The following is a 22,465-nucleotide window of genomic DNA, read 5'->3' on the forward strand; positions in this document are numbered from 1 at the left end:
ACCATGGGAAAACCCAAAGCTCCTAAACCGCCGGACCCGCGCGAGACCGCGGCGGCGCAGACCGCGACCAACATCGGTACCGCCATTGCCAATGGCACCCTTGGCAATGTCAACCAAGTGACGCCGGACGGCAGCCTGACCTATTCGCAGACGGGCAGCACCAAGTGGAAGGACCCGTCGAGCGGCGCTTTCTACGACATTCCCACCTGGACGGCGACGCAGACGCTTTCGCCGGCACAACAGGCGATCAAGGACCAGACGGACGCCGCCGAAAAGAACATGGCGACACTCGCCAACAGCCAGTCGGCACGGTTGCACGATCTGCTGGGGCGGCCGCTCGATCTTTCCGGCGCACCGGCGGCCGGCAACCCGAACGCAATCAATTTGCCGCAGTATCAGCAATACGCTCCCGGCCCGGCGCTGCAGACGACGCTTCCCAATACGGGCAGCGCTCAAGGAGTGGTCGCCAACGCAGGAGCGATACAGACCTCGCTTGGCAATGCGGGCGACATCAGGCGCAGCTACGAGACGAACTTCGACACGAAGCGTTATGAGGATGCGCTGATGGCGCGCATGAACCCGCAGCTCGACCGAGACCGCGCGGCGCTGGAGACACAGCTTGCCAACCAGGGCCTACAGCCAGGCTCCGAAGCCTATAACCGGGCCATCGACCAGGCAAACCGACAGGCGAACGACGCCCGCTTCGGAGCCATTCTCAATGCCGGGCAGGAGCAATCCCGGCTCGTGGGTCTTTCGCAGCAGGCAGCGGCCTTCGAGAACGCGGCACAGCAACAGGCCTACGGCCAGATGCTGCAAAGCGGCCAGTTCGCCAACCAGGCGCAGAACCAGCGGTACACCCAGAACGCCAACAACCTTCAGCTGGCAAATGCCGCCCAGCAGCAGAATTTCAACCAGGCGCTGGCCGCTGCCGGCTTCAGCAATGACGCCTCGCAGCAGATGCATCAGAACAACCAGTCGACGACCGCCGCCAACAACGCTCTGAAGGATCAGAGTTTCAATGCGCAGCAGGCGCAACTTGCGGCACAGAATGCGGCGCGGGCGCAATATCTCAACGAGATGTATGCCCAGCGCAACCAGCCGATCAACGAGATATCGAGCCTGCTTTCCGGCGCCCAGGTGAGCAACCCGAATTTCGTGCCGACACAGGGGCAACGGATCGAGCCGGTGGATTATGCGGGGCTGGTGCAGAACAAGTATCAGGGAGAGCTTGACGCCTATCGAACGCGCCAAAGCGCCGCCAGCAGTGCGCTCGGCAATCTGTTCGGCATGCTGCCCTTTGGCAAGAACGTCTCGGATCGCCGCCTCAAGAAGGACATCACGCGGGTCGGCACGCTCGACGGGCATTCGCTCTACGAATACCGCTACAAGGGCGAGCCCGGGGGTGGTCCGAAACACCTTGGCGTAATGGCGCAGGAGGTGGAGAGGACCCGTCCCGATGCCGTCAGTAGCGGGGCCGACGGCATTCGCCGCGTCGACTATGGCCGGCTTTTTGCCGCCGGACGGAAGAAGCGATAGGGCGGCCGATCCAGGCCTCTTCGCCATGCGCATGCCGTCCGTCGACGGCGTCTTTCCGTACCCTTCGACAGGGCACCCGCCACAAGGCGCGCCGCCAGCCAGGGCGCGCCTGCGCGTAGCACCGCGCATTCCATCGATATCAGGAACAATAGGGAAGCTTGCGACCCGCACTTCCATGGAGACAAGCCATGCCCAGAACAGGTGGCGTCTATTCACCCCCCGCCGGCACCAAAGGTGTGCCCAATACCACGATCCAGAGCGTGCCCTACAACACGCTGATCGACGACCTGACGGCCGACGCCAACGCGCCACGCCCGCTGACCGCAGGAGGCACGGGAGCAACAAGCGCAAGCGGCGCCCGGACGGCTCTCGGCCTTGAGATCGGCACCAATGTCCAGGCGCAGGACGCAGGCCTGCAGTCGATTGCCGGTCTGACGACATCGCCCAATCAAATGCTCTACACGACGGGGACGGACCTCTATTCGACGACGGCACTGACACCATTCGCCAGGACCATCCTCGACGACGTGGATGCGGTGTCGGTGAAAACGACTCTCGGGCTGGCGGCGGTAGCCTCGTCTGGATCCGCGAGCGACTTGGCCTCTGGCACGCTGGCGGACGCGCGGCTGCCGGGGACGATGTCGGGTAAGACGTTTAGCACTACCTGTTACATACGCTCTAGCGCTGCGACAACTCAGGCTGATTACCTTATCATGCAGCCGACTGATATGGCGGCGGGAAAGCCTTCCCTATTTTTCCAAAAGTCAGTAGCCGCCGGTAACTGGGTTGTCGGTCTGTGGGACGGCTTCACATCGAATATCGGGAACCTCAATTTTGTTGCCAATTCGGTAACCGTAAACGGCAATCAGATCGCGACGCTCAACGGTGCGAGCTTTACTGGCGCCGTTGTCGCCGGCCCGCTTGTGTCCACCAATGGAGAGATGATCGTTCGGTCCAACGGAAATCGCCACCTTTGGCTTCGTAACGCCGCTGACGTCAATCGTGGTTTGGTTTACCACGATAGCGCGTTGGGATTGATGGGATCGTTGCTGTACAACGCTTCTGGTACATTCGTTCGCGGATTTTATCTGCGAGAAGACGGTGCAATGGAATGGGGTGGTCATCTGCATGTTAACGACGGTCGGTCAGCAAGCTCTTCGGAGACGCGCTGGTACGCAGATAACAATAGCCACTTCCGCTATATCTTCGGTGTCGACAATTCCTTCAATTTTCAGTGGTCGAGTGACTACTATCAATCCAGTTTTCGCACTGTTATGCGGGGCGACAGTGCTTTTAATGTGTATTTCGACGATGCGCCCGCCACTTTTGCGCAGAAGTGGCTCCTGTTCGGAGCGGTTGGCGGTGAATCTGGAGTTCGAAAGGGAGGGGGTGATGGTGCTTCTTTTTCTACTCAGAACATTCAGATTGCCTCTTGGTGGGGCGTCGGTTTTACGAGCTCGACTGACAATGTGACTCGAGTCGTTGTGGATTCTCGCGCTGGCACTATCTCAACCACGGGCCAGGTGAATATCGGGAGCGCATCTCATTTCACCGATGGGAACATCCAGTTCGCGGGCGGGATGCTGGGGTTTGGCACGTACCTGAGCGATGCTCTCAGCGCGCGAACAGTTGTCTACACCGGTTCCAACCAGGACGAGACAAACTTCCCCGTTGGCCATTCTGTGCTCTGTTACTCAAACGGTGCGCGAAACCGGAACCAGGGATACGCCACTTACCTCTCCACTGCCGCCTATCAATACACCTTGGATGTCGGGGCGAGCTCCCAGTTGGGCGGGACCTGGCGGGCGCGCGGGCAGATCACCTATTCCAGTGGCAATTCCATGGTACAGATGCAGAGGACTGCGTGATGGCGCTTTCGTTGAATGAGGTCTATTCCGTTCAAAAGACCAGGGAAGACGGCGTGTTGCTGGTTAAATGCAACATTACCGATCTGCAGGATGCGGTTTACGATTGCGATTATGTATCGCGGCCTGAAGATGGCTTTGGTCTCAATCCGACCATCCGCAAGTGGCTCGACGACAACCGCGATTTTCCGGTCGCCGACTATGTTCCCCCGACCGCTGAAGAGAGCCGGCGGGTGATGCCGTCGCTCTCCGCGCGGCAATTCCGTCTCGGTCTCGTCGGTGCGGGCGTTTCGCCCGAGGCGGTGGCAGTCACGATTGCCGCCATGCCTGCGGGCACCGAACGGGACAGGGCACAGATCGAGTGGGAATATGCCGAGACGTTCCAGCGCGGGCATCCGCTCGTCGCGACGATTGCGAACGGGCTCGGCTTGTCAGAGCCGCAGGTCGACGCCCTGTGGCTCGCGGCGGTCAATCTCTAGGCACTCTTCACAAGACAGGTGACTTATGAATCGGTCGGTATTCTTTGCCGCTCTCCGGCGACGGGGTAGCGCGGCACTCGGCAGACCTTTTTCTGCGCAGCAAGAAAGGGGCGCCGAGGCGATCCTCAAGGAGGCGCGGCGCCGCGGCGTCAGCCTTTGCCATCTCGCCGCGATACTCGCAACCGCCTATCACGAGACCGGCGGCTCCATGCAGCCGGTTGAGGAAAACTTCAATTACACCGCGAAGCGGCTCATGCAGGTGTGGCCCGCTCGGTTCCCGACGATGGCGAGTGCCGAGCCTTACGCCGGCAAGCCGCGAAAGCTCGCGAACCGGATCTATGGCGGGCGGCTCGGCAATATCGAGGCCGACGATGGGTGGCGTTATCGCGGGCGCGGTCTGGCCCAGATCACCGGCAGGGCGAACTATGCGAAGTTCGGTGTCGCGGCTGTCCCCGATCAGGCGAATGAGACGGCAACGGCGGTGCGCATCCTGTTTGACGGCATGGCGGATGGGCTTTTTACCGGCAAGCGGCTTGCCGACTTCGACACGGGCGAGAGCCATTCCGAGGCTGCGACCGGCTATCGCTATGCGGCATCCCGGGTGATCATCAACGATGATACCCGGGAAAATGGTCCAAAGATCGAGGCCTACGGCAGGGCATTCGAGGCGGCGTTGCGTGAAGCCGGATATGGCCAGAGGGGCCAGGAAAAGGCGGGCTCGACGGAGCCGGGTGTCGTCGTCGTGCTTCGGCCCGGAAAATCGGGGTCAGGGGGCAAAGGTCAAGGCGACAGTGCCGCTTTCCGTTCCATTGGCAAGACTTTCGAGCGCCTTGTCGCCGCGATCATCGCAATTGTCGCGAGGTGGGCGAAATGAGCGCCGTGGTGATCCGCATAGTGTTGCGCTACGGCGCGGGCTTGCTTGTTGCGAAGGGCTTGCTGGCGCCTGAAACCGGTCCGGCGCTGGCCGATGATCCTGACATCCAGATGGTGGTGGAGGTTGGCGTCGGCCTGGTTGCCGGCGTGTTCTCCGAAACCTGGTATGGGCTGGCACGACGTTTCGGCTGGGCGAAATGATGCTGTCCTGGCCGAAGCTTCTCCTCGGCGGGCTGTTGCTCGCCGGTGTCGTCTGGCTTGTCCACGAGATCCGTGCGGACGGTGCCCGTTCTCTCGCCATCCTCATCGAAAGGCAGAACAATGACGCTCAGAGCCGCGCTGGTGAAAGGCGCCTTGATTACGATTCCTGCCTTGATTCAGGCAGGTTGTGGAACTTCGCAACCGGCCAGTGTTCCGGGCCTGCGGGGCGTGGTCGGAACTGATCTCGTCGGCGCACGAGGTGCGACGCCTGCGGATCAACACCGGATCGACCGCACGGTCGTCGGGCTTTGCGCGGCGGAAATCTGGACACGGGCGGAATGCGCCCGGCATGGGGAGCGCGCCGATGTCCGCAGTTGAAATCGATGTAGCCGTTCACCGCCAGCTCGGCGAATTGGTTGCGGGCATGCGCGGCTTGCAGGACTCCATTCGCCGGATCGAGGAGGGCGCCCAGCGCGCGGAAGACAAGACCGCGACAAGCCATGCCAACGTGCATTTGCGCATGGAGCAGCTTGCCGATCGGGTCGGCGAACTCGAGGCGTCGGTCCTGGCGATCGGTACGGACGTCGCGGAGATGAAACCGGTGACCGACGACGTCAGGCGCTGGAAGCTGATGGGGATCGGCGCGCTGGGCGTCACCGGCATTGCGGCGATGGTGCTGGGCGTCAGCTTTGCCGAAGCGATCCGCCGCATCGTCTTTGTCGTCATTGGCAAGGGATGAGGACTCGAGCGTCCGAAATGAACCAGCACGAAAACGCCGCGCGCCCCCTTGGGCGCGCGGCGTTTTTTGCGTTTCGATCGCGCCTAAAGGCCCACGCGTTTCGCGTCTCAGGCGGTGTCAGAGAGGATCTGGTGCCCGTCACGCATGACCAGCGTGGCGATGAAGAAAGCCTGGACGAGCAGCAGGGCATAGGCGGCGAGTATGACGCCGCAGGGTACGACAAAATTCAGCTGCGGTGCGGCGCCGAGGATGACGGGCACGCTCCAGGAGACGATCGAAATCGCTCCGCATCCGATCAGTGCCGTCTTCGTGGCGGGTTTGGCGCCGGCGAGCAGCGTCGAGCCAATCTGCTGGCGGACGAAGGGCAGCACGAAACGATGAATGGCAAGGCCGTTGACGGTAAGGATGCTGACGATCGTCACCTTGGCCCAGATCTTCGGGTTCAGCAGCTTTTCCGTTTCAGTCAATTGGTAGAGCAGGAGGAATCCCAGACCTGAGCCCCACAGCAGAAACAGTCCGGCTGCGATAAAGCGGCTGATCCATTCGACGTGATCGACCAGTTCGGCGCTGACGATCATCCGGCGGTAGCGCGACAGCATCAGATCGAGAAACACGGCGCCGCCGAGGCCAAGCACCATGCCGGAGAAATGCACCAGCCGCAGCGATGTGCGGATATATGAGACCAGCGCCGGTGCCGACGACAACGAAAAATCCAGAACGTCCATTTCCAATTCCCCCAAGAAGGCACACCAATGCGTTCGCACCCCGGGAGGGGCACGTCCGATGCCGACGAACTGTCGAGATTGTTGCTTCCGGCACGGTCGCCAATGACGCCGGCGACCAATGTCGGAGTGTGCTCCTTCTATTAAAAGGTGAGTTTGAGTGTCAAGTATACGATGTCGCTAATTCAGTAATTTATAGAGTGACGAGGATGGCCCGGCGGGGATGCGAATGTCGATCACAGCGCAGGCAATGCGTTCGACGCGCCTGCAGCCATTCGCCGGCCGTCCGACACGGAGAAGCGCAGGCGGTATTCTTTCGGTGAAAGGCCGAGGATCTTGCGGAAGATCTTGCGATAGGCGTTGGTGTCGTCGTAACCGCTCTGCCAGGCGACCTGCTCGATCGACAGATGCGAACGTTCCAGGAGGTCGCGTGACTTGGCGATCCGCAGCCGCTGGCAATATTCGGTGGGATTGAAACCGGTCGCCTTCTGGAAACGGCGCAGGAAGGTGCGGTCGCCGAGCCCGGCGCGCTCCGCCATCATCTGCAGCGTCACGCCTTTGGTGCTGGTGCCGTGAAGCCAGTGCTGGATCTTGAGGATGACGTTGTCGCCGTGGTCGAGCTTCGGGGCGAAGACGCTGTAGTCGCTCTGCTCGCGCGCGCCGGGGTCGATGATCATGAAGCGCGCGGTCGCCAGCATGACGTCGGTTCCCAGGAACCGGTCGACAAGTTTCAGCCCGAGATCGATCCACGCCATCATGCCGCCGGCAGTGATGATGTCGCCCTCATCGATCAGCAACCTGTCGGTGTCGACGCGGATGTTGCCGTAGCGGCCGGTGATCAGATCCTGGTGCGACCAGTGCGTGGTGATGGTGCGGCCAGCGGCGAGGCCGGATTCCGCCAGCAGATAGGCGCCGCCGCAGACGGAACAGATCGTCGTGCCGCGCTCATGCTGCTCACGCACGAAGGCGGGCAGGCCGGCGATGCGATCGCCGACCGGCAGATCGGACAGCGTCGGCGGCAGGATCAGTGCCACCAGGCCCGAAGAGGGACCCTGGTGGGTGTCGCGCGATTTCGACACCGAGCCGTCTTCCTGAAGCTTCCAATGGCTGATGCGGATCTGCGGAGCATCCACTCCGCTCTGTTCGGCCGACTGCATGCTGGCCACCTGGAACATGTCGGTCAGGCCGTGGATCGCCGACATCAAGGCGCGGGGATAGACGACGATGCCGATCTCCGCCGGTTCGCTTTCCGGTCGTTTTGTCACTTCTGCCCCCATCGTTGTCAGCTTTGCCGGTCGAGAGGTTAGGGCCGCCGATTTATCAATTCAACCATCGCTTCCACGGAATGGAAGCCGGGCAACAGAGATCAAGAGGCGAGGACAATGACACAGGCAAAAGCAGTTTCGACAAGCGTTTCCGGTGGCCTTTCACGACGCACGGTTCTTTCGGCGGCCTTCGGTGCTGCCGCCACCGCCGCCGCGGTCAGCGCAATGAACACGCCGGCCAAGGCCGCATCCACAACCGCATCAACCGCCGGTGTCTCCGGCACTGAGGGAGCAAAGACCATGGGCAGCCGCATCACCACCCGCGATGGCGTCGAGATCTACTACAAGGACTGGGGGCCGAAGGATGGTCCGGTCGTCGTGCTCAGCCACGGTTGGCCGCTGTCGTCGGATAGCTGGGAAGCGCAGGCGTTTCATCTCGCCAACAATGGCTTCCGCGTCATCACCCATGACCGCCGTGGCCATGGCCGCTCGTCGCAGCCCTGGGACGGCAACGACATGGATCATTATGCCGACGATCTGGCCGATCTCATCAATGCGCTCGATCTCAAGGACATCTTCCTCGCCGGCTTTTCGACCGGTGGCGGTGAGATCAGCCGCTACATCGGCCGCCACGGCACGAGCCGGGTCGCCAAGGCCGGGCTGATTTCGGCGGTGCCGCCGCTGATGGTCAAGACCGACGCGAACTCCGGCGGCCTGCCGAAGGAGGTGTTCGACGGCCTGCAGGCGGCGAGCCTCAAGGATCGTTCGAAGCTCTACCGCGATATCGCCGCCGGCCCGTTCTTCGGCTTCAACCGTCCGGGCGCGGTTGCCTCTCAGGGCATGATTGACAGCTTCTGGCTGCAGGGCATGATGGGCGGTCACAAGAACACCTATGACTCGATCGTTGCCTTCTCGCAGACCGACTTCACCGAGGACCTGAAGAGGTTCGACGTGCCGACCTTGATCATCCATGGCGACGACGACCAGATCGTACCGATCGACGCGGCGGCACGGGCATCGAAGAAGCTCGTCCCGCATGCCGAACTCAAGATTTATGCCGGCGCGCCGCATGGCATCACCGACACCCACAAGGACCAGCTCAACGCCGATCTCCTCGCTTTTGCCAAGGCATGACATCGCCGACCGGTGTCGCCGAGTGCGGCACCGGTCGTTCGCCAAACGCGTCCAGATCCCCGAATTGCTCCAGCCAAGGACCAGAGCCATGACCGCCTCCCACACTCCTTCTGACGCTTTCCGCATCGACCGTCGCGAATTCCTGGCGGGCTCCAGCGCGCTTGCTGCTTCACTTCTGCTGCCGAAGGGCGGCTATGCTGCCGATGTCCATCGCTTCCAGCATGGCAATTTCGACATTTCCGTCGTCAGCGACGGCTTCCTGATGCTGCCTGTCGAAATCGTGTTGCCGGATGCCAAGCCCGAGGACCGGCCCGACATCATGCGCCGCCTTGGCGGCACGCCGGAACGCGCGCCGTTTCACACCAATATTCCGGTTATCCGCACCGGCAACGACCTGATTGTGGTCGACGACGGCTCGGGCACCCATTTCCAGGAGAGTGCCGGCAAGCTTCACGCCAATCTCCTGGCGGCCGGCATCGACCCGAGCCAGGTGACGAAGGTGGTGCTGACGCACGCCCATCCCGATCATGCGGGCGGCACCGTCGGAGCCGATGGCAAGCTCACCTTTCCGAATGCTCAGTACTTCGTCTCGGAGGCGGAATGGCAGTTCTGGACCGATCCGAATTTCGAGAAGGTGATGCCGCAGGTGCTGCATGGTTTTGCCAAGGGCGCGCAGCGCGACCTTTTTGCCGTTCAAGACCGGCTGAGCCTGGTCAGGCCCGGTGACGAAATCGTCAGCGGCATGCAGGTGCTCGACACGCGGGGCCACACGCCCGGCCACATCTCGCTCCAGCTTTCAGGCGGCGACGGCGCCGGGCATGAGGGGCTGGTGATTACCGGAGACGCCGTGACCAGCAATATCGTCTTCTTCGAGCATCCCGACTGGCATTTCGGCTTCGACACGGATGCGGAGCTGGCCTTGAAGAACCGCAAGGCGCTGATCGATCGGGCGGCATCGGAGAGGTTGGCGCTGCTCGGTTATCATTGGGCCTATCCGGGCATCGGGCGGGCCGAGCGCAGCGGAGCTACTTATCGCTTCGTGGCGGCGTCGTAGCCGCTCGGGCCGGCCACTCTTTCAGGGCAGCGATAGGAGCCACGGGCGCGTCTTCCAGGAGACACGCCCGTCGCTCCATTGTCAGAGAGCGAGCTCGCTGTCCTTGATGTCGCTGATCGGCGCGAGGAACGGCAGTTCGAACGGGCGCAACTCGCGGCGCTCGGCGGCGAGCCGCGGCCAGTCGGGATTGACGAGCGCGCCGCGGCCGAGCGCGATCATGTCCGCCCCCGCTTCCATCACCGCTTCGGCGCGCGAAAGATCGTGCAGACTGCCATTCGCAATGAGGAAGAGACGCGGCGCGTGGCGACGGGCAAGCGCGACGAGCGAGGCCTCTCCGCCCTCGAAGGCCGGCTGCCAGGCTTCGAACTCGGTCACGTGCACGAAATCGGCCGGGCTCCCGGCCAAAGCGTCGAAGACCCTCGCGGCGCCCTGTTCCCGTTCCGTCCATTTGTGCCGGAAGTCGTTGACCTTGCCCTGCGAGATGCGCAGCCCGAGCGGCACGGAAGGGCCGATCGCCGCGCGCACCGCCTTGAGGACCTCGAGGGACAGCCCGAGGCGCTCGACGATGTCGCCGCCCCAGCGATCGGTGCGCCGGTTTGAGAAGTCGGTGAAGAACTGATCGAGCAGATAGCCGTTGGCGCCATGGATCTCGATGCCATCGAAGCCGGCGACCTCGATCGCCAGGCGAGCGGCATTGGCGAAGCCCTCGATCGCTTCGGCAATCTCGGCCTCGCTGATCTCGCGCGGCAAGGCATAAGGGCCGTCGCCGTGGTAGCCGGTCATCTGGGTGCCCTTCGGGCGGATGGCCGAAGGCCCCACCGTATCCGGACGATGGGGATTGCCCTGTGCCAGTGCGCCGCCATGCATGAGCTGCGCGAAAATGCGGCCGCCTTCCGCATGGACCGCGTCGACGATTGGGCGCCAGGCAGCCGCCTGTTCCCTGTCGGTCAGGCCGGGCTGGTCCCTGTAGGTCTGGGAATAGGCCTTGTCGGTATAGATGCCTTCGGTCGTGATCAGGCTGAAGCCGCCGCGGGCGAAGCGTTGGTAATAGCTGAGCATGCGTTCGCCCGGGACGCCGGCGGTCGAAGCGCTGATGCGGGTCATCGGCGCGACCGACAGGCGGTTGGTGAAGTCGAGCCCCTTGAGGGTGATCCCGGTGAAAACGGGAGACGGAAGGATCTGTGGCGCGTTCATGTCAACGGTCCCCGTCGAGCGCGATCGCTTCGATCTCGATCAGTGCCTGCGGCGAATAAAGCGAGGAGACCTCGATGATGCTGTCGGCGGGATAGGGCGCGGAAAACCACTTGCGTCGGAGTTCGATGATCTTTCCGAAATTCTCCATGGAGCGCAGGAAGATCGTGACCTTGACGATCCTGTCGAGCCCGGAACCGGCCGCCTTCAGCGCGCGGTCGAGGTTGCGGAAGGCCTGATCGGCCTGGCGGTCGAAGTCGCCGTCGCCGACGAGCGCGCCGTCGTCGCCGATCGCCGCCTGGCCCGAAATGAAGACGAAGCCGTTGGCCTTGATCGCCTGGGAGAGCAGGAAGGGTGCGTAGGGATCCGGCTTGGTGACGACCTGTTCGAGAGACATGACTTGTCCTTTCATGCTTGAGATTTTCTCAGCTCGGCGCTGTTGCCTTGGCTGTTGCAGGCAATATGCTGGGCCGAAGTCAGGCTGACAAAGGACGATTCCTCAGCCGATAGATGAGCTGAATTCATCCATTGGAGGGGAGTGCGATGAGAAAGCTGCCGCCGCTTGGCGCCCTGCGGGTCTTCGAAGCGGCCGCCCGCCGGTTGAGCTTCAAGCTGGCCGCCGAAGAACTGAATGTTTCGGCGACTGCCGTCAGCCACCAGATCCGACAGCTGGAGGAATTGCTGGAGGTCAAGCTCTTCGAGCGCGAGACGCGACAGGTGAGGCTGACGGCTGCCGGAAAGTCGCTGTTTCCGGTGCTGCGCGATGGTCTCGATCGTTTCGAACAGGCGATTGCCGACGTTCGCCGTCAACAGGCGGGCAAGGTGGCTCGTCTCACCTCCACCGTCGCCTTCGTCGCCAAGCGGTTGGCGCCGCTTGCCGGCTCCTTCCGCGAAGCCTATCCGGACTGGACGCTGAGGCTCGACGCCTCCCACCGGACGGTCGATCTGGAGGCGGATGCCGATGCGGCGATCCGTTTGGGCGGCGGCGACTATCCGGGCCTCGTCATCGAACCGTTGTTTGCCGATCGTTTCGCCCCGGTCTGTACGCCGCGGCTGGCACCGGCGCGTGCTACCGATCTCGGACACATGACGCTCATCCACTACGACTGGGGAACGCTGCGCCGCCACGATGCCCGTGCGCCGGTGTGGCGGCACTGGCTGGAGCAGGCTGGCATCGCAAATGTCGATGCCAGCGCGGGGCTATCCTTTACCGATGAAATCCATGCCGTTCAGGCTGCGGTGGCCGGGCAGGGCATTGCCCTGCTCAGTCTCACGCTGGTGGCGGAAGAGCTTGCCTCGGGCATTCTCGTCCAGCCTTTCGAACTGACGCTCGAGAGCGACCGCTACGATCTCGTCTATAGCCCAAGGATGGCCGACCGGCCGGCCACCCGTCTGCTGCGGGCCTGGGTGCTGGCCCAGTTCGGCGGGGGAGACTGCCGCTCCCTGCCGTAACGATATTTTGCATGTCGTTATCGCAAAACCGCTACGCATTTTTGCGCGACACGCCTTAGTCGTCGAAGAGGAATTCCGGCTGCCAGCGCCGGCTGGTCAGGCGCAAGGACCGGTCCGGTTCGATGATGTAGGTCTCATAGACCTTCCGGCCATAGGGATCGATGAACTGGTGCGGCACGATGCTGCCGACCGGCGCCTTCTTCAGCTTGGTGCGCGGCTGGCCGCCATAGGTGATGCTACCGGGGATCGGCTCGAGATTCGTCGAATAGCCGTAGTAGCTGGAGCCGCCCGCGGTGCAGCTACTGAGAAGCAGAACGACGGAGAAGGCGGCAAGGGCGTGTTTCATGGCGGCGATCCTCGAATTGCGGGGGCGCTTGTTGCGGAAGGCGCAGGCAGGTTCCTTGCCTTCGGGCGGATTGCGGAACGCGCTGCAACGCTTTGATCTATTGTACAATTTCCTGATGCAAATCCAAGAGTGGGCAATCATGTCGGCAGCCATGGGTTTCGGCGGCGCCCACCCTTGGGCGGAGCGACGGAGGAGACAGATCTTCCGCAGGCGCAGACGGTCGGAGGCGTGGCCGCGCCGCGCCAACACCTCCTGCCGGGATTTTGCGCCGTGACCGCTCCAAGCGTCCTCGCGGTGTGGGTGGGGCGCTGCCGTAGCGGGCGAATTTCGCCTTCGTACCCAGATTTGTCGCTGAGCCGAATTCCGGTCCGGGGAAAGATGCGTTACTTCTCCCGTGAACGTTCCGGCGGGTCGTGCGTTTCGGCTTCGTGCCTTGCTCATTTCTCCGTCCGTCCCTTCCTGTCTAGACCGGGTACTGCATGACCGCCGAACAGTCTCTCGCGTTTATCGTCATCGGCGCGATGATGGCCTTCTTCATCTGGGGCCGGTTTCGATATGACGTGATCGCCTGTTCGGCGCTGATGCTGGCGGTGGCCGTCGGCATCGTGCCATTCGATCATGCCTTCGACGGTTTCAGCGACGATATCGTCATCATCGTCGGCAGCGCGCTGATCGTCAGTGCCGGGGTTGCGCGCTCAGGCGTGGTGGATGCGGCGATCCAGCGGTTTCTGCCCAATATTTCGTCCGTGCGGGCGCAGCTTGCGTTGCTGGTCATCACCGTCACCGTGCTTTCCGCCTTCATCAAGAACATCGGGGCGCTCGCGATCATGCTGCCGGTCGCCTTCCAGTTTGCCCGGCGGTCGAACGTCCAGCCCTCCGCCTTCCTGATGCCGATGGCCTTCGGGTCCTTGATCGGCGGATTGATGACCCAGGTCGGCACCTCGCCGAACATCGTCGTTTCGCGCGTTCGCCAGGAACTGACCGGCGAGAGTTTCAGCATGTTCGATTTCACGCCGGTCGGCGCGACCCTGGCGCTCATCGGCTGCATCTTCCTGCTCTTCGCCTATAAGCTGGTGCCGCAGCGCACCAGCCAGCAGGTCTCCGTGCAGCAGGCGATCGAGATCACCGACTACACCTCCGAGGCCGTCGTCGCCGCCGGCTCGCCGGCGATCGGCAAGCCGCTCAGCAACCTGGTCAAGCTCGGCGACGGTGGCGCCGTCGTCGTCGCCATCTTCCGTCGCGGCCTGCATCTGGCGCCGCTGCCCGATATCAAGCTCGAAGCCGAGGACATTCTGCTGTTCGAAGGTGGCCATGCGGCGCTGGATCGCATCGTTTCCCAAGCCAAGCTGAAGATTGCGGGCGACCGTTCGCCCAATGGTCGCGAAAAGGCCGGGTCCGAGATCGAGGCAATCGAAGCGGTCGTCGGCAGCGGCTCGCCGCTCGAGGGCATGTCGGCCCAGCGGCTGGCACTCTTCAACACGCACAACATCAACCTGCTTGCCGTCAGCCGCCAGGGCGAGAGGCTGAAGCAGCGGCTCGGCAGCATCCGCTTGAGGGCGGGCGACATCGTGGTGCTGCAGGGCGCGCGGCACGAATTGACATTCTTCCTGCAGGATTTCGGCTGTCTGCCGCTGGCCCAGCGCGAGATCCTGCTCGGCACCAGGCGCAAGGCGCCGCTGCCGATCCTCGTTCTCGCCGCCGCCATGGGCTCGACTGCGGTCGGTCTCGTGCCGGTACCGATCGCCTTCTTTGCGGCCGCCCTTGCCATGGTGGTTCTGCGCATCATTCCCTTGCGCGATTTCTACCGCTCGATCGATGGGCCGATCCTCGTCATGCTGGCGGCGCTGATCCCGGTCAGCGATTCCCTGCGAACGACAGGGGGGACAGAGCTCATCGCCCAATGGCTCGGCACCGTCGCCGCCGGCCTGCCGCCTGCGGGCGCGCTGACCCTGATCCTGCTTGCGGCGATGGCCGTAACGCCGTTTCTCAACAACGCCGCCACGGTTCTCGTCATGGCGCCGATCGCGGCCAGCTTTGCCGGGGCACTCGGCTACAGGCCGGAAGCCTTCCTGATGGCGGTCGCCATCGGCGCCGGCTGCGATTTCCTCACGCCCATCGGCCACCAGTGCAATACGCTCGTCATGGGCCCGGGCGGCTACCGCTTCAGCGACTATCCGCGCCTCGGCCTGCCGCTTTCCGTCGTGATTGTCATCGTCAGCGTGCCGACGCTGATGATGGTGTGGCCGCTGCGATAGCGGTCTGTTAATTGAGTATATGGCACCGGCCCTCGGAGGTGAGATCATGGATAATCGCCAAAAGCTGACCCTGAGCGCCCTGGCGCGGATGGTGAGACAGTATCTCGAAGAACGCCCCGATGGTCTGGTCGACAGCTACGCAATGTCGGCGGGGGAGCGGGCCTTCGAGGCGCTGGCGGCATTTGGCTACATGGAGATGTCCGAGCAGGGGGCGCGATTTGGGCGTTGGACGGAAGCTGGGCGCGCGCTTCTGCTTTGGGACGATCTTGCATCGTCAGCAGCCGAAACCTTCCCCATGCCACCAGTATCTCCCTAGCGGTGGACCGCCGCCCGAAAATCCTTCGGGGTTCAATTCGCCGGCTACCCGAGAACCGTGACGAGCACCGCTCCCCAGAGCGCCAAGAGCACGTTGCCGATCGCGTAGCCGAGGCCATAACCCAATGTCGGCACCTGGCTTCCGGCACTTTCCTGCACGGCGGCGAGCGCCGGCGCCGACGTTCCGGCGCCACAGCAGGTGCCGGCGAGCACGCCTTCGTTCATGCGGAACACCCAGCGGCCGAGCGCGAGCGCCGCGAGGTGGGATATCAGGCAGATCAGAAAGCTGGCGATGACGAGCGCCGGGCCGGACTGGACGAGGCCCGTGATGAAGCTCGGGCCGGCCGAGATGCCGACGCAGGCGATGAAGGCGCAGAGCCCGACGCTGTCGAAGAACCAGAGCGTTGCCTCCGGCACGAAACCGAAGGTGCGCCGGACCGAGCGCAGCCAGCCGGCAACGAGGCCGGCGATCAGCACGCCGACCGCAACGCCGAGGCCGATTTCCAGCGCTCCGAGTTTCAGCGCAGGTATGCCGATGAGGCCGCCGAGGAAGATGAAGACGCCGACATAGACCATGTCGGTCGCCGTCGTCTTGCGATCGGCATAACCGAGCACGGCAGCCACGTCCTCGACATGGCGTTTGGCGCCGGCGATCGACAGCACGTCGCCGCGGCGGACCGTCAGCCCGGGGAAGATCGGGATCGGCTGGCCGGCACGCAGGATGCCGCGCAGGAAGACCGAGCGCGCTTCCGGCTGCTGCTTGAGCTGCCACAGGCGTTTGCCGGCGACATCCTTGTTCGTCAGCACCACGTCGAGAAGTTCGACCGGAATGTCGAGAAGTTCGCGATCGTCGACCTCGGTGCCGATCCGGCCCGCATAGTCGACCAGGAAACCGCGAAGGCCCGCGACCGCGATGATGTCTCCGGCCTGCAGCCGTTCCTTCGGGGCGGGGGAGATGATCTCGTTGCCCCTGCGGATCTGCTCGATATAGGCCTTCTGATGCTCCGGGACCTTCGCTTCTGCCTCCGCGACGGTCAGGCCCACCAATGTGTCGGCGATCGCGAAGGCGCGCGCTTCGATTTCGCGGCGGGCGGTGTCGCCGCGGTTATGAGGGGCGATGTTGAGCTCGGCTTCGAGCTCGGCGCAGGCCTCTTTCAGGCTGCGGCCGAACATGCGCGGCGCGAGCTGCGACTGGACGAGGATGGCGGTGACGACGCCGACCAGATAGGCGACCGCAAAGCCGGTGGCCACGGCGGATTCGAACTGGCTGGCGGCTTCGGGTGTCGGTGCCGTCTTGCGGAAGGTATCGATCGCGACGCCGACGGTCGCCGATTCCGTCGCCCCGCCCGCAAGCACGCCGGCGGCCGTGCCGAGATCGAAAGCGAAGAAGATCGAGAGAAGGATCGCCGCCGCGAGGGCTGCGACGCAGAGCGTCACCGTGACGGCGATCTGGGGCAGGGCATCGGCATTGAGGCTCTGGAAGAATTGCGGGCCGGTGCGGTAGCCGATGGCGAAGAGGAACAGCAGGAAGAACGCCTGCTTCACGTCGTTGGAAAGTTCGGCTCCCGTCTGGCCGATGAGCACGCCGGCCAGCAGGCAACCGGTGACGGCGCCGATGGTCACGCCGAAGATGGTGATCTTGCCGATCGCGTAGCCGATGCCGAGCGCGAGGAACAGCGCGAGCTCGGGATGCGCCCGCAGGATGCTGAACAGGTGGTCGATCACGCGGCGTCTCCTCCCGACTCCAGGCCGAAGCGGCACTTCAGCCCGATGATGCGCTGCTTGACTGCCGGCAGGGTCCCGCCGGGAAATCTGGATGTGGCTGGACTATAGGGCGTCTGCTTCCGCCCGACTGCATGTTTCCATCTGCAGGACAAAACACGCAGCGTTCAAAGAGTTGCGCCGTAGGGGGAGGCGGCCGGCCACGGACTGGTCGGCCGCCTCGATCGGTTAGCTGATCTTCAGACCCTTGGCGGCCTGGTAGGTCTGGACGTAGCCGCGGGCGACCGAGCGCACGGCGCGGCCGATCTGCGAATAGGCGTCGTCATTGAGGTTGGCGAAGGAAACGCGCGCCGACCAGCTTGGCGCATCGAAGCCGGAGCCGTTCAGGAGAACGATGCCGTGGTCCTCGGCCAGCCGGAAGGGAATGTCGAGCGGGTGGATATTGTCCTTCACCCAGGTGACGACATCCTGCCCGACATACTTGCGCAGCCAGAACTCGAAATCGATGATGCCGTAATAGTGGTCGAAATAGATGCCCGGATTGGACTCGACCCCCATGCCCTCGATCAGGTTCCAGAAGCGCTTGACGCAGATGGCGATGCAGGCCTTCTGATAGGCCTTCTCGACGTCCATCAGCTCCACCAGGCTGAAGAGCGTCATCATCACCTGCTGGGGAAGCGAAAGGCCGGCGGTGTGGTTCAGCGCCACGTCGCGGCTGTCGGCGACGATGCGGTCGATGAACTTCACCTCGCGCGGCTTCGGCGTCATCGCCTTGTAGCGCTTTTCGAGAAGCTCCTGGATCGGCTCGGGATGCGCCTTGATCCGCTCGTCGAAGATATTGTCCTGAGCAACGGCGACCACGCCGAGGCGCCAGCCGGTGCAGCCGAAATATTTCGAATAGGAATAGACGCCGATGGTGTTGCGCGGCAGATGGCCGAGCAGCGACTGGAAGCCCGGAACGAAGGTGCCGTAGACGTCGTCGGTAAGGATGATCAGATCGGGGCGCTTGTTGTTGACGAGGTCGACGAGGCGCTTGATCGAATCCGGATCGAGGGCGACGGCGGACGGATTGCCGGGATTGACCAGGAACAGCGCCTTCACCTCGGGGTTTTCCAGCGCCTTGATGTCCTCGTCGGTGAACTGGAAGCGGTCTTCCTGCTCGGCGCTGACATTGATGGTCTTGAGCGTGTAGTCCTCGAGCTGCGGCATTTCGAGGTAGGGCGTGAAGATCGGCGTGCCGAGCGCGATCGTGTCGCCGGCGTTGAGGATGCGGGCGTTCTTCAGCGCCTTGAAGATGTAGCACATGGCGGCGGTGCCGCCTTCGACCGGGTAGAGGTCGAACTTCACGTCCGGCCGGTGACCGGCGCACATCGCCCACATCAGATATTCGTGGGTGATGATCTCGTTGTGGTGCAGCGCCCGGTCCGGAACCGGATAGTTGTCGCCGATGATCGAGTCGGTCAGTTCGTGGACGAAGGCATCCGCGTCGAAGCCGAAGGTGGTGATGGCGTAGTCGACCGCGCTTTGGAGGGTCTTTGCCGGCGGAACGCCTTCATCCTCATCATCAACGTCGGCCGTCACCTGCAGTTGTTTCTTCACCCATTTCTGGAAGCGCTGATGCGCGCCGTCCTGGGGCGGCATGCCGGCGACGCCGGCCTTCGGGTCGTAATAGGCGCGCTTGGCCTCCGTCAGCGCGAACTGGCCGAGCAGGAAGAAGGCTTCGCGGGCGCGCGTCGCCGTCCAGTTGGGATTGCCGCGGCCGGCGTTGAGGAAAGCCTTGGCGGATTTCTGCGAGCTCGATTTGGCGAGCTTGATCAGTTCGTCCTTGATCTCGAACGGGCTGAGGTCGGAAATGCTGTCATAGAAGTTTCTGTCCAACATGATCCACTTCCCTGTGAATTATGAACGATGGTTTGGTTTTCTGGCCCGCCTCAGGCGAGCATGATGACGATGACGAGGCCGAAGATGGTCAGCAGCGTGTTGCCGATGGCGTAGGGCATGCCGTAGCCGAGCGCCGGCACCTTGCTCTTGGCCGCTTCCTGGATCATGCCGAGCGCTGCCGTCGTCGTGCGGACGCCGGCGCAGGCGCCGAACAGGATCGCCGGGTGGAAGCGGAAGACGAAGTGGCCGATGAGGACGGAAGCGATCATCGGGATGGAGGTTGCGACCACGCCCCAGATGAAGAGCGAGATGCCGACTTCCTGCAGGCCCGCAACGAAGCCCGGGCCGGCGCCGATGCCGACGACGGCGATGAAGATGTTGAGGCCGAGCGTGTTCATCAGCCACAGCGCCGGCGAGGGGATCCGGCCGAAGGCGGGGTAGGTGGTGCGCAGCCAGCCGAGCACGAGGCCGGCAAGCAGGGCGCCGCCGGACGTCGAAAGGCCGATCGGGATGCCGCCGATCGTCAGTGTCAGCGCACCAACCATCGCGCCGATGAAGAGGCCCCAGCCAAGGAAAGCGATGTCGGTGGTTTCAACCGGACGGTCGGCAAAGCCGAGCGCCTTGATCGCCGCTTCGACATGCCGCCTGGCGCCGCCGATGGTGACGATATCGCCCCGTTCGACGGTGGTGCCCGGCAGGACCGGGATCTCGACCAGCGAGCGCACGATCTTGCGGGCATAGACGCCGCGCGCCCAGTCCTCGGTGCTGACGTCGGCCAGCGTCTTGCCGGCGAGCGCCTTGTTGGTCACGTAGACGTCGACGACCTCGGCTTCGGCGTTGAGGAGTTCCTTGTCCTCGACTTCCGTCAGCTTGGAATCCAGGTTCTCGACAAGCAGGGCTCTCCGGCCGGAGAAGGCGACGACGTCGCCCGGCTGCAACACGGTGTTACCGTCCGCCTCGATGATCTCGTTGCCGCGGCGCAAGCGCTCGACATAGACGCGGATGCCGGGAAGCAGGTTCCTGACCGGCGTTCCGGTGAGGCCGCTTTGCTGATCGATGCGATAGGCCCGGAGCCCGAAATCGTGATAGGCGCGGGTGATGCCCGGCTCGCTGTTTTCGGAGCCGCCGCCGAGCTTTGCCTCATATTCCTTGCAAGCCGCCGGAAGATCGATGCCGAGAAGCCTGGGCCCGAGCTGGGCGAGGATGATCGCGGAGCCGATCGTGCCCCAGATATAGGTCACTGCATAGGCGATCGGGATCTGGTCGGCAAAGGTCTTGGCCTGCTCCGGCGTGAGCCCGAGCGAATTGATCTGGTCGGTTGCAACGCCGATCGCGGCCGAGATCGTCTGCGACCCGGCATACATGCCGGCGCCGTAGCCGAGCGGCAGCCCGGCAATCAGCGCGCAGAGATAGGGAACGATCAGGCAGAGCACCAGGACCGAAAGCGCAAAGGCGATCTGCTTCGGACCGTCGGTGCTCAAGCCCCGCACGAATTGCGGGCCGACACCGTAACCGACGGCGAACAGAAAGATCAGGAACAAGGTGGATTTCAGGTCACCGGAAACCTGGATGCCGAGCTGCCCGATAAGAACGCCCGCGAGAAGCGTAGCGGTGACGTTTCCGAGATTGAAGCCCGCGACCTTGATGGGGCCGACCAGGAAACCGATGCCGAGGGCGAGGAAGACGGCAACGGGAGGATAGGTCCGAAGCGTCTCGACGAAGAAGTCAATTGGGTTCACTGCCATCCCCTGTAGAAAGTTGAGTTGCCATCACTTCATTTCGGGACTTGCGCGGCTAGGTTGATTTTCGGTGCCTTGTCGATGCCCGATCCCAGCCTCGCGAATTGTCGCTTCGGCTGCCGGTTTTCTCAACGGCCATAGGGTTACGTGGACGTAACGTACGTTAAACTTCGGGGATTTCGGGCGCAGTGCGGGGCGAAGCGGGGGCGCGGCCGCGCTTCTGCTCCGATCCGCGGGCGCGTCGCGTCGCGGCAAATTTCGCCGGCTATTCAACTCTGATGTTGCACTCCGTCACGTCAGCTCATGACGGAAAACACGCGAACGGCCCATGTCGATGGATCCGGAGCACATGCCCCGGCAGCGGCTTCATTCGTGCGCCGCAAGGCTCGACGTGACGGTAAAGGCTGGCATTTGCGGCAGTCTTGCGCTCCGCTTCAGGTGGCGACACCTTCCAGCGTCATGATCCGTGTCCTGGCACAGCGCTCGCGGATCGTCTTCAGGCGCTGATAGTCCGGCGATTGGTACCAGGAGAGCAAGGCCTGCATGTCCGGGAACTCGACGATGACGAGCCGGTGCGGCTCCCAGTCGCCCTCGAGCACCTGGGTCGCGCCGCCGCGGCCGAGATAGCGGCCACCATAGCGCGCCTCCGTCGCCGGCACTTCCTGGATGTATTGTTCAAACGCTGCGGCATCCGTGATTTCGACATCCGCGATCAAATAGGCCGCCATGGCAGAGCTCCTTTCCGCGCAAGCCAAAGATCAAGGATACGCCATTCGTCCCCGCCAGCGATGTCCTTGCCCCGCAGAAAGCAGTTGAAGGGCTGACCGCCAATTTTCGCATTGATCTTTGTAATGTTATTTTATAACAGTCCCGCATGACGAAACGCCGCATGTTGATAGATCCGGAGCCCATGCCCCCAGCAGTTGTTTCATCCAGCGATTCATGCGAGGAAGGCGTTGATGGTGCTGCATCCGCGGAAATGCGGAAGCGGCTGAAAAGGGAACACGGAACGGACGACCCTGACGGGACCGAAACCGTGGCTGCCCCCGCAACTGTGAGCGGAAAGCGCATTCACACCATGTCACTGGCGACAAGCCGGGAAGACGTGGATGCGCCGCGACCCGCGAGCCAGGAGACCTGCCATCGAACCGATCAACCACAACGGACGGGGTGTTCCGATGGAAAAGAACTGGCTTCCAAGCGACGGTCATCCGTCGTCCTGCCGTTTCGCCATCTCTTGCCGTCAGTCCCACGGAGAGAGAACATGGCCGAGACGACTTCCCGACAGCACAAGATAACGGTCTCCACCGATTGCCGCTTTACCGGTGGCCCGTGCATGCCCGGCGCCGAGCTCATAAAGCGTCTCAACCGCAGCATTGCCGCGCTCGGCGAGCCGCTCGATCGCGATTTCTCGATCGCCGGCACGGTCTGCATGGCGGCCTGCACGCGACCCTGCACCATCGCCTTCCAGGCGACGGGCAAGGCGACCTATCTCTTTGGCGGCATTACGCCGGAGGAGGATATCGACGATCTCGTCCGCTTTGCCGCCGCCCATGCCGAGCGCGGCGACGGCATGGCGCGTGCCGCTGACCGGCCGCGCGGGCTTGAAGGCAAGACGCTTGCCCGCATCCCGGCGGCGATGCTCGTCTCCGAAGACGTTGCGGGCCACTTCCAATGACGGCGCGGGGAGGGATGA

Annotated in this window: 22 protein-coding genes and 1 riboswitch; of the genes, 13 read left to right on the top strand and 9 right to left on the bottom strand. The window is 63.3% G+C overall.

All coding sequences use genetic code 11. The annotated features are described in order from the left end of the window. Positions 1 to 3: 3 nt before the first annotated feature. The 7 genes from ACQ5BM_RS02500 to ACQ5BM_RS02530 all read left to right on the top strand — a co-directional run bounded on the left by ACQ5BM_RS02500 (position 4) and on the right by ACQ5BM_RS02530 (position 5,693). Positions 4 to 1,536: a tail fiber domain-containing protein gene (locus tag ACQ5BM_RS02500; RefSeq protein WP_429807303.1), complete on the top strand. Its 1,533-nt coding sequence runs from the start codon at positions 4 to 6 to the stop codon at positions 1,534 to 1,536. Between the two features lie 188 nt (positions 1,537 to 1,724). Next, positions 1,725 to 3,404 carry a tail fiber protein gene (locus ACQ5BM_RS02505; protein WP_429807306.1) on the top strand — a complete coding sequence of 560 codons (1,680 nt, stop codon included), beginning with the start codon at positions 1,725 to 1,727 and terminating at the stop codon, positions 3,402 to 3,404. After that, positions 3,404 to 3,880, top strand: coding sequence for a hypothetical protein (locus tag ACQ5BM_RS02510; protein ID WP_429807309.1), 477 nt, complete (start codon positions 3,404 to 3,406; stop codon positions 3,878 to 3,880). The genes ACQ5BM_RS02505 and ACQ5BM_RS02510 overlap by 1 nt, the downstream gene beginning before the upstream one ends. A gap of 25 nt (positions 3,881 to 3,905) precedes the next feature. Beyond that, on the top strand, positions 3,906 to 4,754 hold the full coding sequence (locus ACQ5BM_RS02515) for a hypothetical protein (RefSeq protein WP_429807312.1): 849 nt from the start codon (positions 3,906 to 3,908) through the stop codon (positions 4,752 to 4,754). Then, positions 4,751 to 4,954: a hypothetical protein gene (locus ACQ5BM_RS02520; protein WP_429807315.1), complete on the top strand. Its 204-nt coding sequence runs from the start codon at positions 4,751 to 4,753 to the stop codon at positions 4,952 to 4,954. Before ACQ5BM_RS02515 ends, ACQ5BM_RS02520 begins: the two co-directional genes overlap by 4 nt. 120 nt (positions 4,955 to 5,074) lie before the next feature. Further along, positions 5,075 to 5,332 carry a hypothetical protein gene (locus ACQ5BM_RS02525; RefSeq protein WP_429807317.1) on the top strand — a complete coding sequence of 86 codons (258 nt, stop codon included), beginning with the start codon at positions 5,075 to 5,077 and terminating at the stop codon, positions 5,330 to 5,332. Further along, on the top strand, positions 5,319 to 5,693 hold the full coding sequence (locus ACQ5BM_RS02530) for a DUF1515 family protein (protein ID WP_429807320.1): 375 nt from the start codon (positions 5,319 to 5,321) through the stop codon (positions 5,691 to 5,693). Before ACQ5BM_RS02525 ends, ACQ5BM_RS02530 begins: the two co-directional genes overlap by 14 nt. 107 nt (positions 5,694 to 5,800) lie before the next feature. Here the strand turns inward: ACQ5BM_RS02530 and ACQ5BM_RS02535 are convergent, their stop codons facing one another. After that, positions 5,801 to 6,418 carry a hypothetical protein gene (locus tag ACQ5BM_RS02535; protein ID WP_429807323.1) on the bottom strand — a complete coding sequence of 206 codons (618 nt, stop codon included), beginning with the start codon at positions 6,416 to 6,418 and terminating at the stop codon, positions 5,801 to 5,803. Positions 6,419 to 6,651: 233 nt separating this feature from the next. Next, entirely contained in the window at positions 6,652 to 7,680 is a 1,029-nt protein-coding gene (locus ACQ5BM_RS02540) for a GlxA family transcriptional regulator (RefSeq protein ID WP_429807325.1), read from the bottom strand. A 117-nt stretch (positions 7,681 to 7,797) separates the two neighbouring features. Here ACQ5BM_RS02540 and ACQ5BM_RS02545 point away from each other — a divergent pair, with 117 nt between their 5' ends. After that, positions 7,798 to 8,814, top strand: a complete 1,017-nt coding sequence (locus ACQ5BM_RS02545; protein WP_429807328.1) for an alpha/beta fold hydrolase — start codon at positions 7,798 to 7,800, stop codon at positions 8,812 to 8,814. Between the two features lie 88 nt (positions 8,815 to 8,902). Continuing rightward, positions 8,903 to 9,868, top strand: coding sequence for an MBL fold metallo-hydrolase (locus ACQ5BM_RS02550; protein WP_429807331.1), 966 nt, complete (start codon positions 8,903 to 8,905; stop codon positions 9,866 to 9,868). A gap of 81 nt (positions 9,869 to 9,949) precedes the next feature. On the opposite strand, the gene ACQ5BM_RS02555 is transcribed toward ACQ5BM_RS02550, so the two are convergent. Further along, positions 9,950 to 11,062 (bottom strand): NADH:flavin oxidoreductase, encoded by a 1,113-nt coding sequence (locus ACQ5BM_RS02555; protein ID WP_429807334.1) that lies wholly within the window; start codon positions 11,060 to 11,062, stop codon positions 9,950 to 9,952. Between the two features lies 1 nt (position 11,063). Further along, entirely contained in the window at positions 11,064 to 11,456 is a 393-nt protein-coding gene (locus ACQ5BM_RS02560; protein ID WP_429807337.1) for a RidA family protein, read from the bottom strand. A gap of 131 nt (positions 11,457 to 11,587) precedes the next feature. Here ACQ5BM_RS02560 and ACQ5BM_RS02565 point away from each other — a divergent pair, with 131 nt between their 5' ends. Beyond that, complete coding sequence (locus ACQ5BM_RS02565) at positions 11,588 to 12,511, top strand: LysR substrate-binding domain-containing protein (protein ID WP_429807340.1); 924 nt, start codon at positions 11,588 to 11,590, stop codon at positions 12,509 to 12,511. A 55-nt stretch (positions 12,512 to 12,566) separates the two neighbouring features. On the opposite strand, the gene ACQ5BM_RS02570 is transcribed toward ACQ5BM_RS02565, so the two are convergent. Continuing rightward, positions 12,567 to 12,857: a hypothetical protein gene (locus ACQ5BM_RS02570; protein WP_429807342.1), complete on the bottom strand. Its 291-nt coding sequence runs from the start codon at positions 12,855 to 12,857 to the stop codon at positions 12,567 to 12,569. A 479-nt stretch (positions 12,858 to 13,336) separates the two neighbouring features. On the opposite strand from ACQ5BM_RS02570, the gene ACQ5BM_RS02575 reads away from it, so the two are divergent. Both ACQ5BM_RS02575 and ACQ5BM_RS02580 read left to right on the top strand, forming a co-directional pair. After that, a complete protein-coding gene (locus ACQ5BM_RS02575; RefSeq protein WP_429807345.1) occupies positions 13,337 to 15,112 on the top strand; it encodes an SLC13 family permease in 1,776 nt (591 codons plus the stop codon). 46 nt (positions 15,113 to 15,158) lie between these two features. Further along, positions 15,159 to 15,428, top strand: coding sequence for a hypothetical protein (locus ACQ5BM_RS02580; RefSeq protein WP_429807347.1), 270 nt, complete (start codon positions 15,159 to 15,161; stop codon positions 15,426 to 15,428). 44 nt (positions 15,429 to 15,472) lie between these two features. Here ACQ5BM_RS02580 and ACQ5BM_RS02585 read toward each other — a convergent pair whose 3' ends face one another. The 4 genes from ACQ5BM_RS02585 to ACQ5BM_RS02600 form a co-directional block, all read right to left on the bottom strand. Continuing rightward, positions 15,473 to 17,152 (bottom strand): aspartate:alanine exchanger family transporter, encoded by a 1,680-nt coding sequence (locus ACQ5BM_RS02585; protein WP_429807349.1) that lies wholly within the window; start codon positions 17,150 to 17,152, stop codon positions 15,473 to 15,475. Positions 17,153 to 17,377: 225 nt separating this feature from the next. Further along, positions 17,378 to 19,030, bottom strand: a complete 1,653-nt coding sequence (locus ACQ5BM_RS02590) for a bifunctional aspartate transaminase/aspartate 4-decarboxylase (protein ID WP_429807352.1) — start codon at positions 19,028 to 19,030, stop codon at positions 17,378 to 17,380. Positions 19,031 to 19,080: 50 nt separating this feature from the next. Next, positions 19,081 to 20,769 (bottom strand): aspartate-alanine antiporter, encoded by a 1,689-nt coding sequence (aspT, locus tag ACQ5BM_RS02595; RefSeq protein ID WP_429807355.1) that lies wholly within the window; start codon positions 20,767 to 20,769, stop codon positions 19,081 to 19,083. A gap of 434 nt (positions 20,770 to 21,203) precedes the next feature. Then, positions 21,204 to 21,497 (bottom strand): DUF1330 domain-containing protein, encoded by a 294-nt coding sequence (locus ACQ5BM_RS02600; RefSeq protein WP_429807358.1) that lies wholly within the window; start codon positions 21,495 to 21,497, stop codon positions 21,204 to 21,206. A 215-nt stretch (positions 21,498 to 21,712) separates the two neighbouring features. Then, a riboswitch (cobalamin riboswitch) is annotated at positions 21,713 to 21,928 on the top strand. 105 nt (positions 21,929 to 22,033) lie between these two features. On the opposite strand from ACQ5BM_RS02600, the gene ACQ5BM_RS02605 reads away from it, so the two are divergent. After that, positions 22,034 to 22,447: a DUF1636 family protein gene (locus ACQ5BM_RS02605; RefSeq protein ID WP_429807361.1), complete on the top strand. Its 414-nt coding sequence runs from the start codon at positions 22,034 to 22,036 to the stop codon at positions 22,445 to 22,447. Positions 22,448 to 22,465 lie beyond the last annotated feature (18 nt).

It is taken from the genome of Ensifer sp. B1-9 (assembly GCF_050474445.1).
Classification (GTDB): domain Bacteria; phylum Pseudomonadota; class Alphaproteobacteria; order Rhizobiales; family Rhizobiaceae; genus Ensifer.

Excerpts from the sequence above, each read along its gene's own strand:
- ACQ5BM_RS02500 (WP_429807303.1), top strand. The coding sequence starts at position 4 with ATGGGAAAACCCAAAGCTCCTAAACCGCCGGACCCGCGCGAGACCGCG.
- ACQ5BM_RS02505 (WP_429807306.1), top strand. The coding sequence starts at position 1,725 with ATGCCCAGAACAGGTGGCGTCTATTCACCCCCCGCCGGCACCAAAGGT.
- ACQ5BM_RS02510 (WP_429807309.1), top strand. The coding sequence starts at position 3,404 with ATGGCGCTTTCGTTGAATGAGGTCTATTCCGTTCAAAAGACCAGGGAA.
- ACQ5BM_RS02515 (WP_429807312.1), top strand. The coding sequence starts at position 3,906 with ATGAATCGGTCGGTATTCTTTGCCGCTCTCCGGCGACGGGGTAGCGCG.
- ACQ5BM_RS02520 (WP_429807315.1), top strand. The coding sequence starts at position 4,751 with ATGAGCGCCGTGGTGATCCGCATAGTGTTGCGCTACGGCGCGGGCTTG.
- ACQ5BM_RS02525 (WP_429807317.1), top strand. The coding sequence starts at position 5,075 with ATGACGCTCAGAGCCGCGCTGGTGAAAGGCGCCTTGATTACGATTCCT.
- ACQ5BM_RS02530 (WP_429807320.1), top strand. The coding sequence starts at position 5,319 with ATGTCCGCAGTTGAAATCGATGTAGCCGTTCACCGCCAGCTCGGCGAA.
- ACQ5BM_RS02535 (WP_429807323.1), bottom strand. The coding sequence starts at position 6,418 with ATGGACGTTCTGGATTTTTCGTTGTCGTCGGCACCGGCGCTGGTCTCA.
- ACQ5BM_RS02545 (WP_429807328.1), top strand. The coding sequence starts at position 7,798 with ATGACACAGGCAAAAGCAGTTTCGACAAGCGTTTCCGGTGGCCTTTCA.
- ACQ5BM_RS02550 (WP_429807331.1), top strand. The coding sequence starts at position 8,903 with ATGACCGCCTCCCACACTCCTTCTGACGCTTTCCGCATCGACCGTCGC.
- ACQ5BM_RS02555 (WP_429807334.1), bottom strand. The coding sequence starts at position 11,062 with ATGAACGCGCCACAGATCCTTCCGTCTCCCGTTTTCACCGGGATCACC.
- ACQ5BM_RS02560 (WP_429807337.1), bottom strand. The coding sequence starts at position 11,456 with ATGTCTCTCGAACAGGTCGTCACCAAGCCGGATCCCTACGCACCCTTC.
- ACQ5BM_RS02570 (WP_429807342.1), bottom strand. The coding sequence starts at position 12,857 with ATGAAACACGCCCTTGCCGCCTTCTCCGTCGTTCTGCTTCTCAGTAGC.
- ACQ5BM_RS02575 (WP_429807345.1), top strand. The coding sequence starts at position 13,337 with ATGACCGCCGAACAGTCTCTCGCGTTTATCGTCATCGGCGCGATGATG.
- ACQ5BM_RS02580 (WP_429807347.1), top strand. The coding sequence starts at position 15,159 with ATGGATAATCGCCAAAAGCTGACCCTGAGCGCCCTGGCGCGGATGGTG.
- ACQ5BM_RS02590 (WP_429807352.1), bottom strand. The coding sequence starts at position 19,030 with ATGTTGGACAGAAACTTCTATGACAGCATTTCCGACCTCAGCCCGTTC.
- ACQ5BM_RS02600 (WP_429807358.1), bottom strand. The coding sequence starts at position 21,497 with ATGGCGGCCTATTTGATCGCGGATGTCGAAATCACGGATGCCGCAGCG.
- ACQ5BM_RS02605 (WP_429807361.1), top strand. The coding sequence starts at position 22,034 with ATGGCCGAGACGACTTCCCGACAGCACAAGATAACGGTCTCCACCGAT.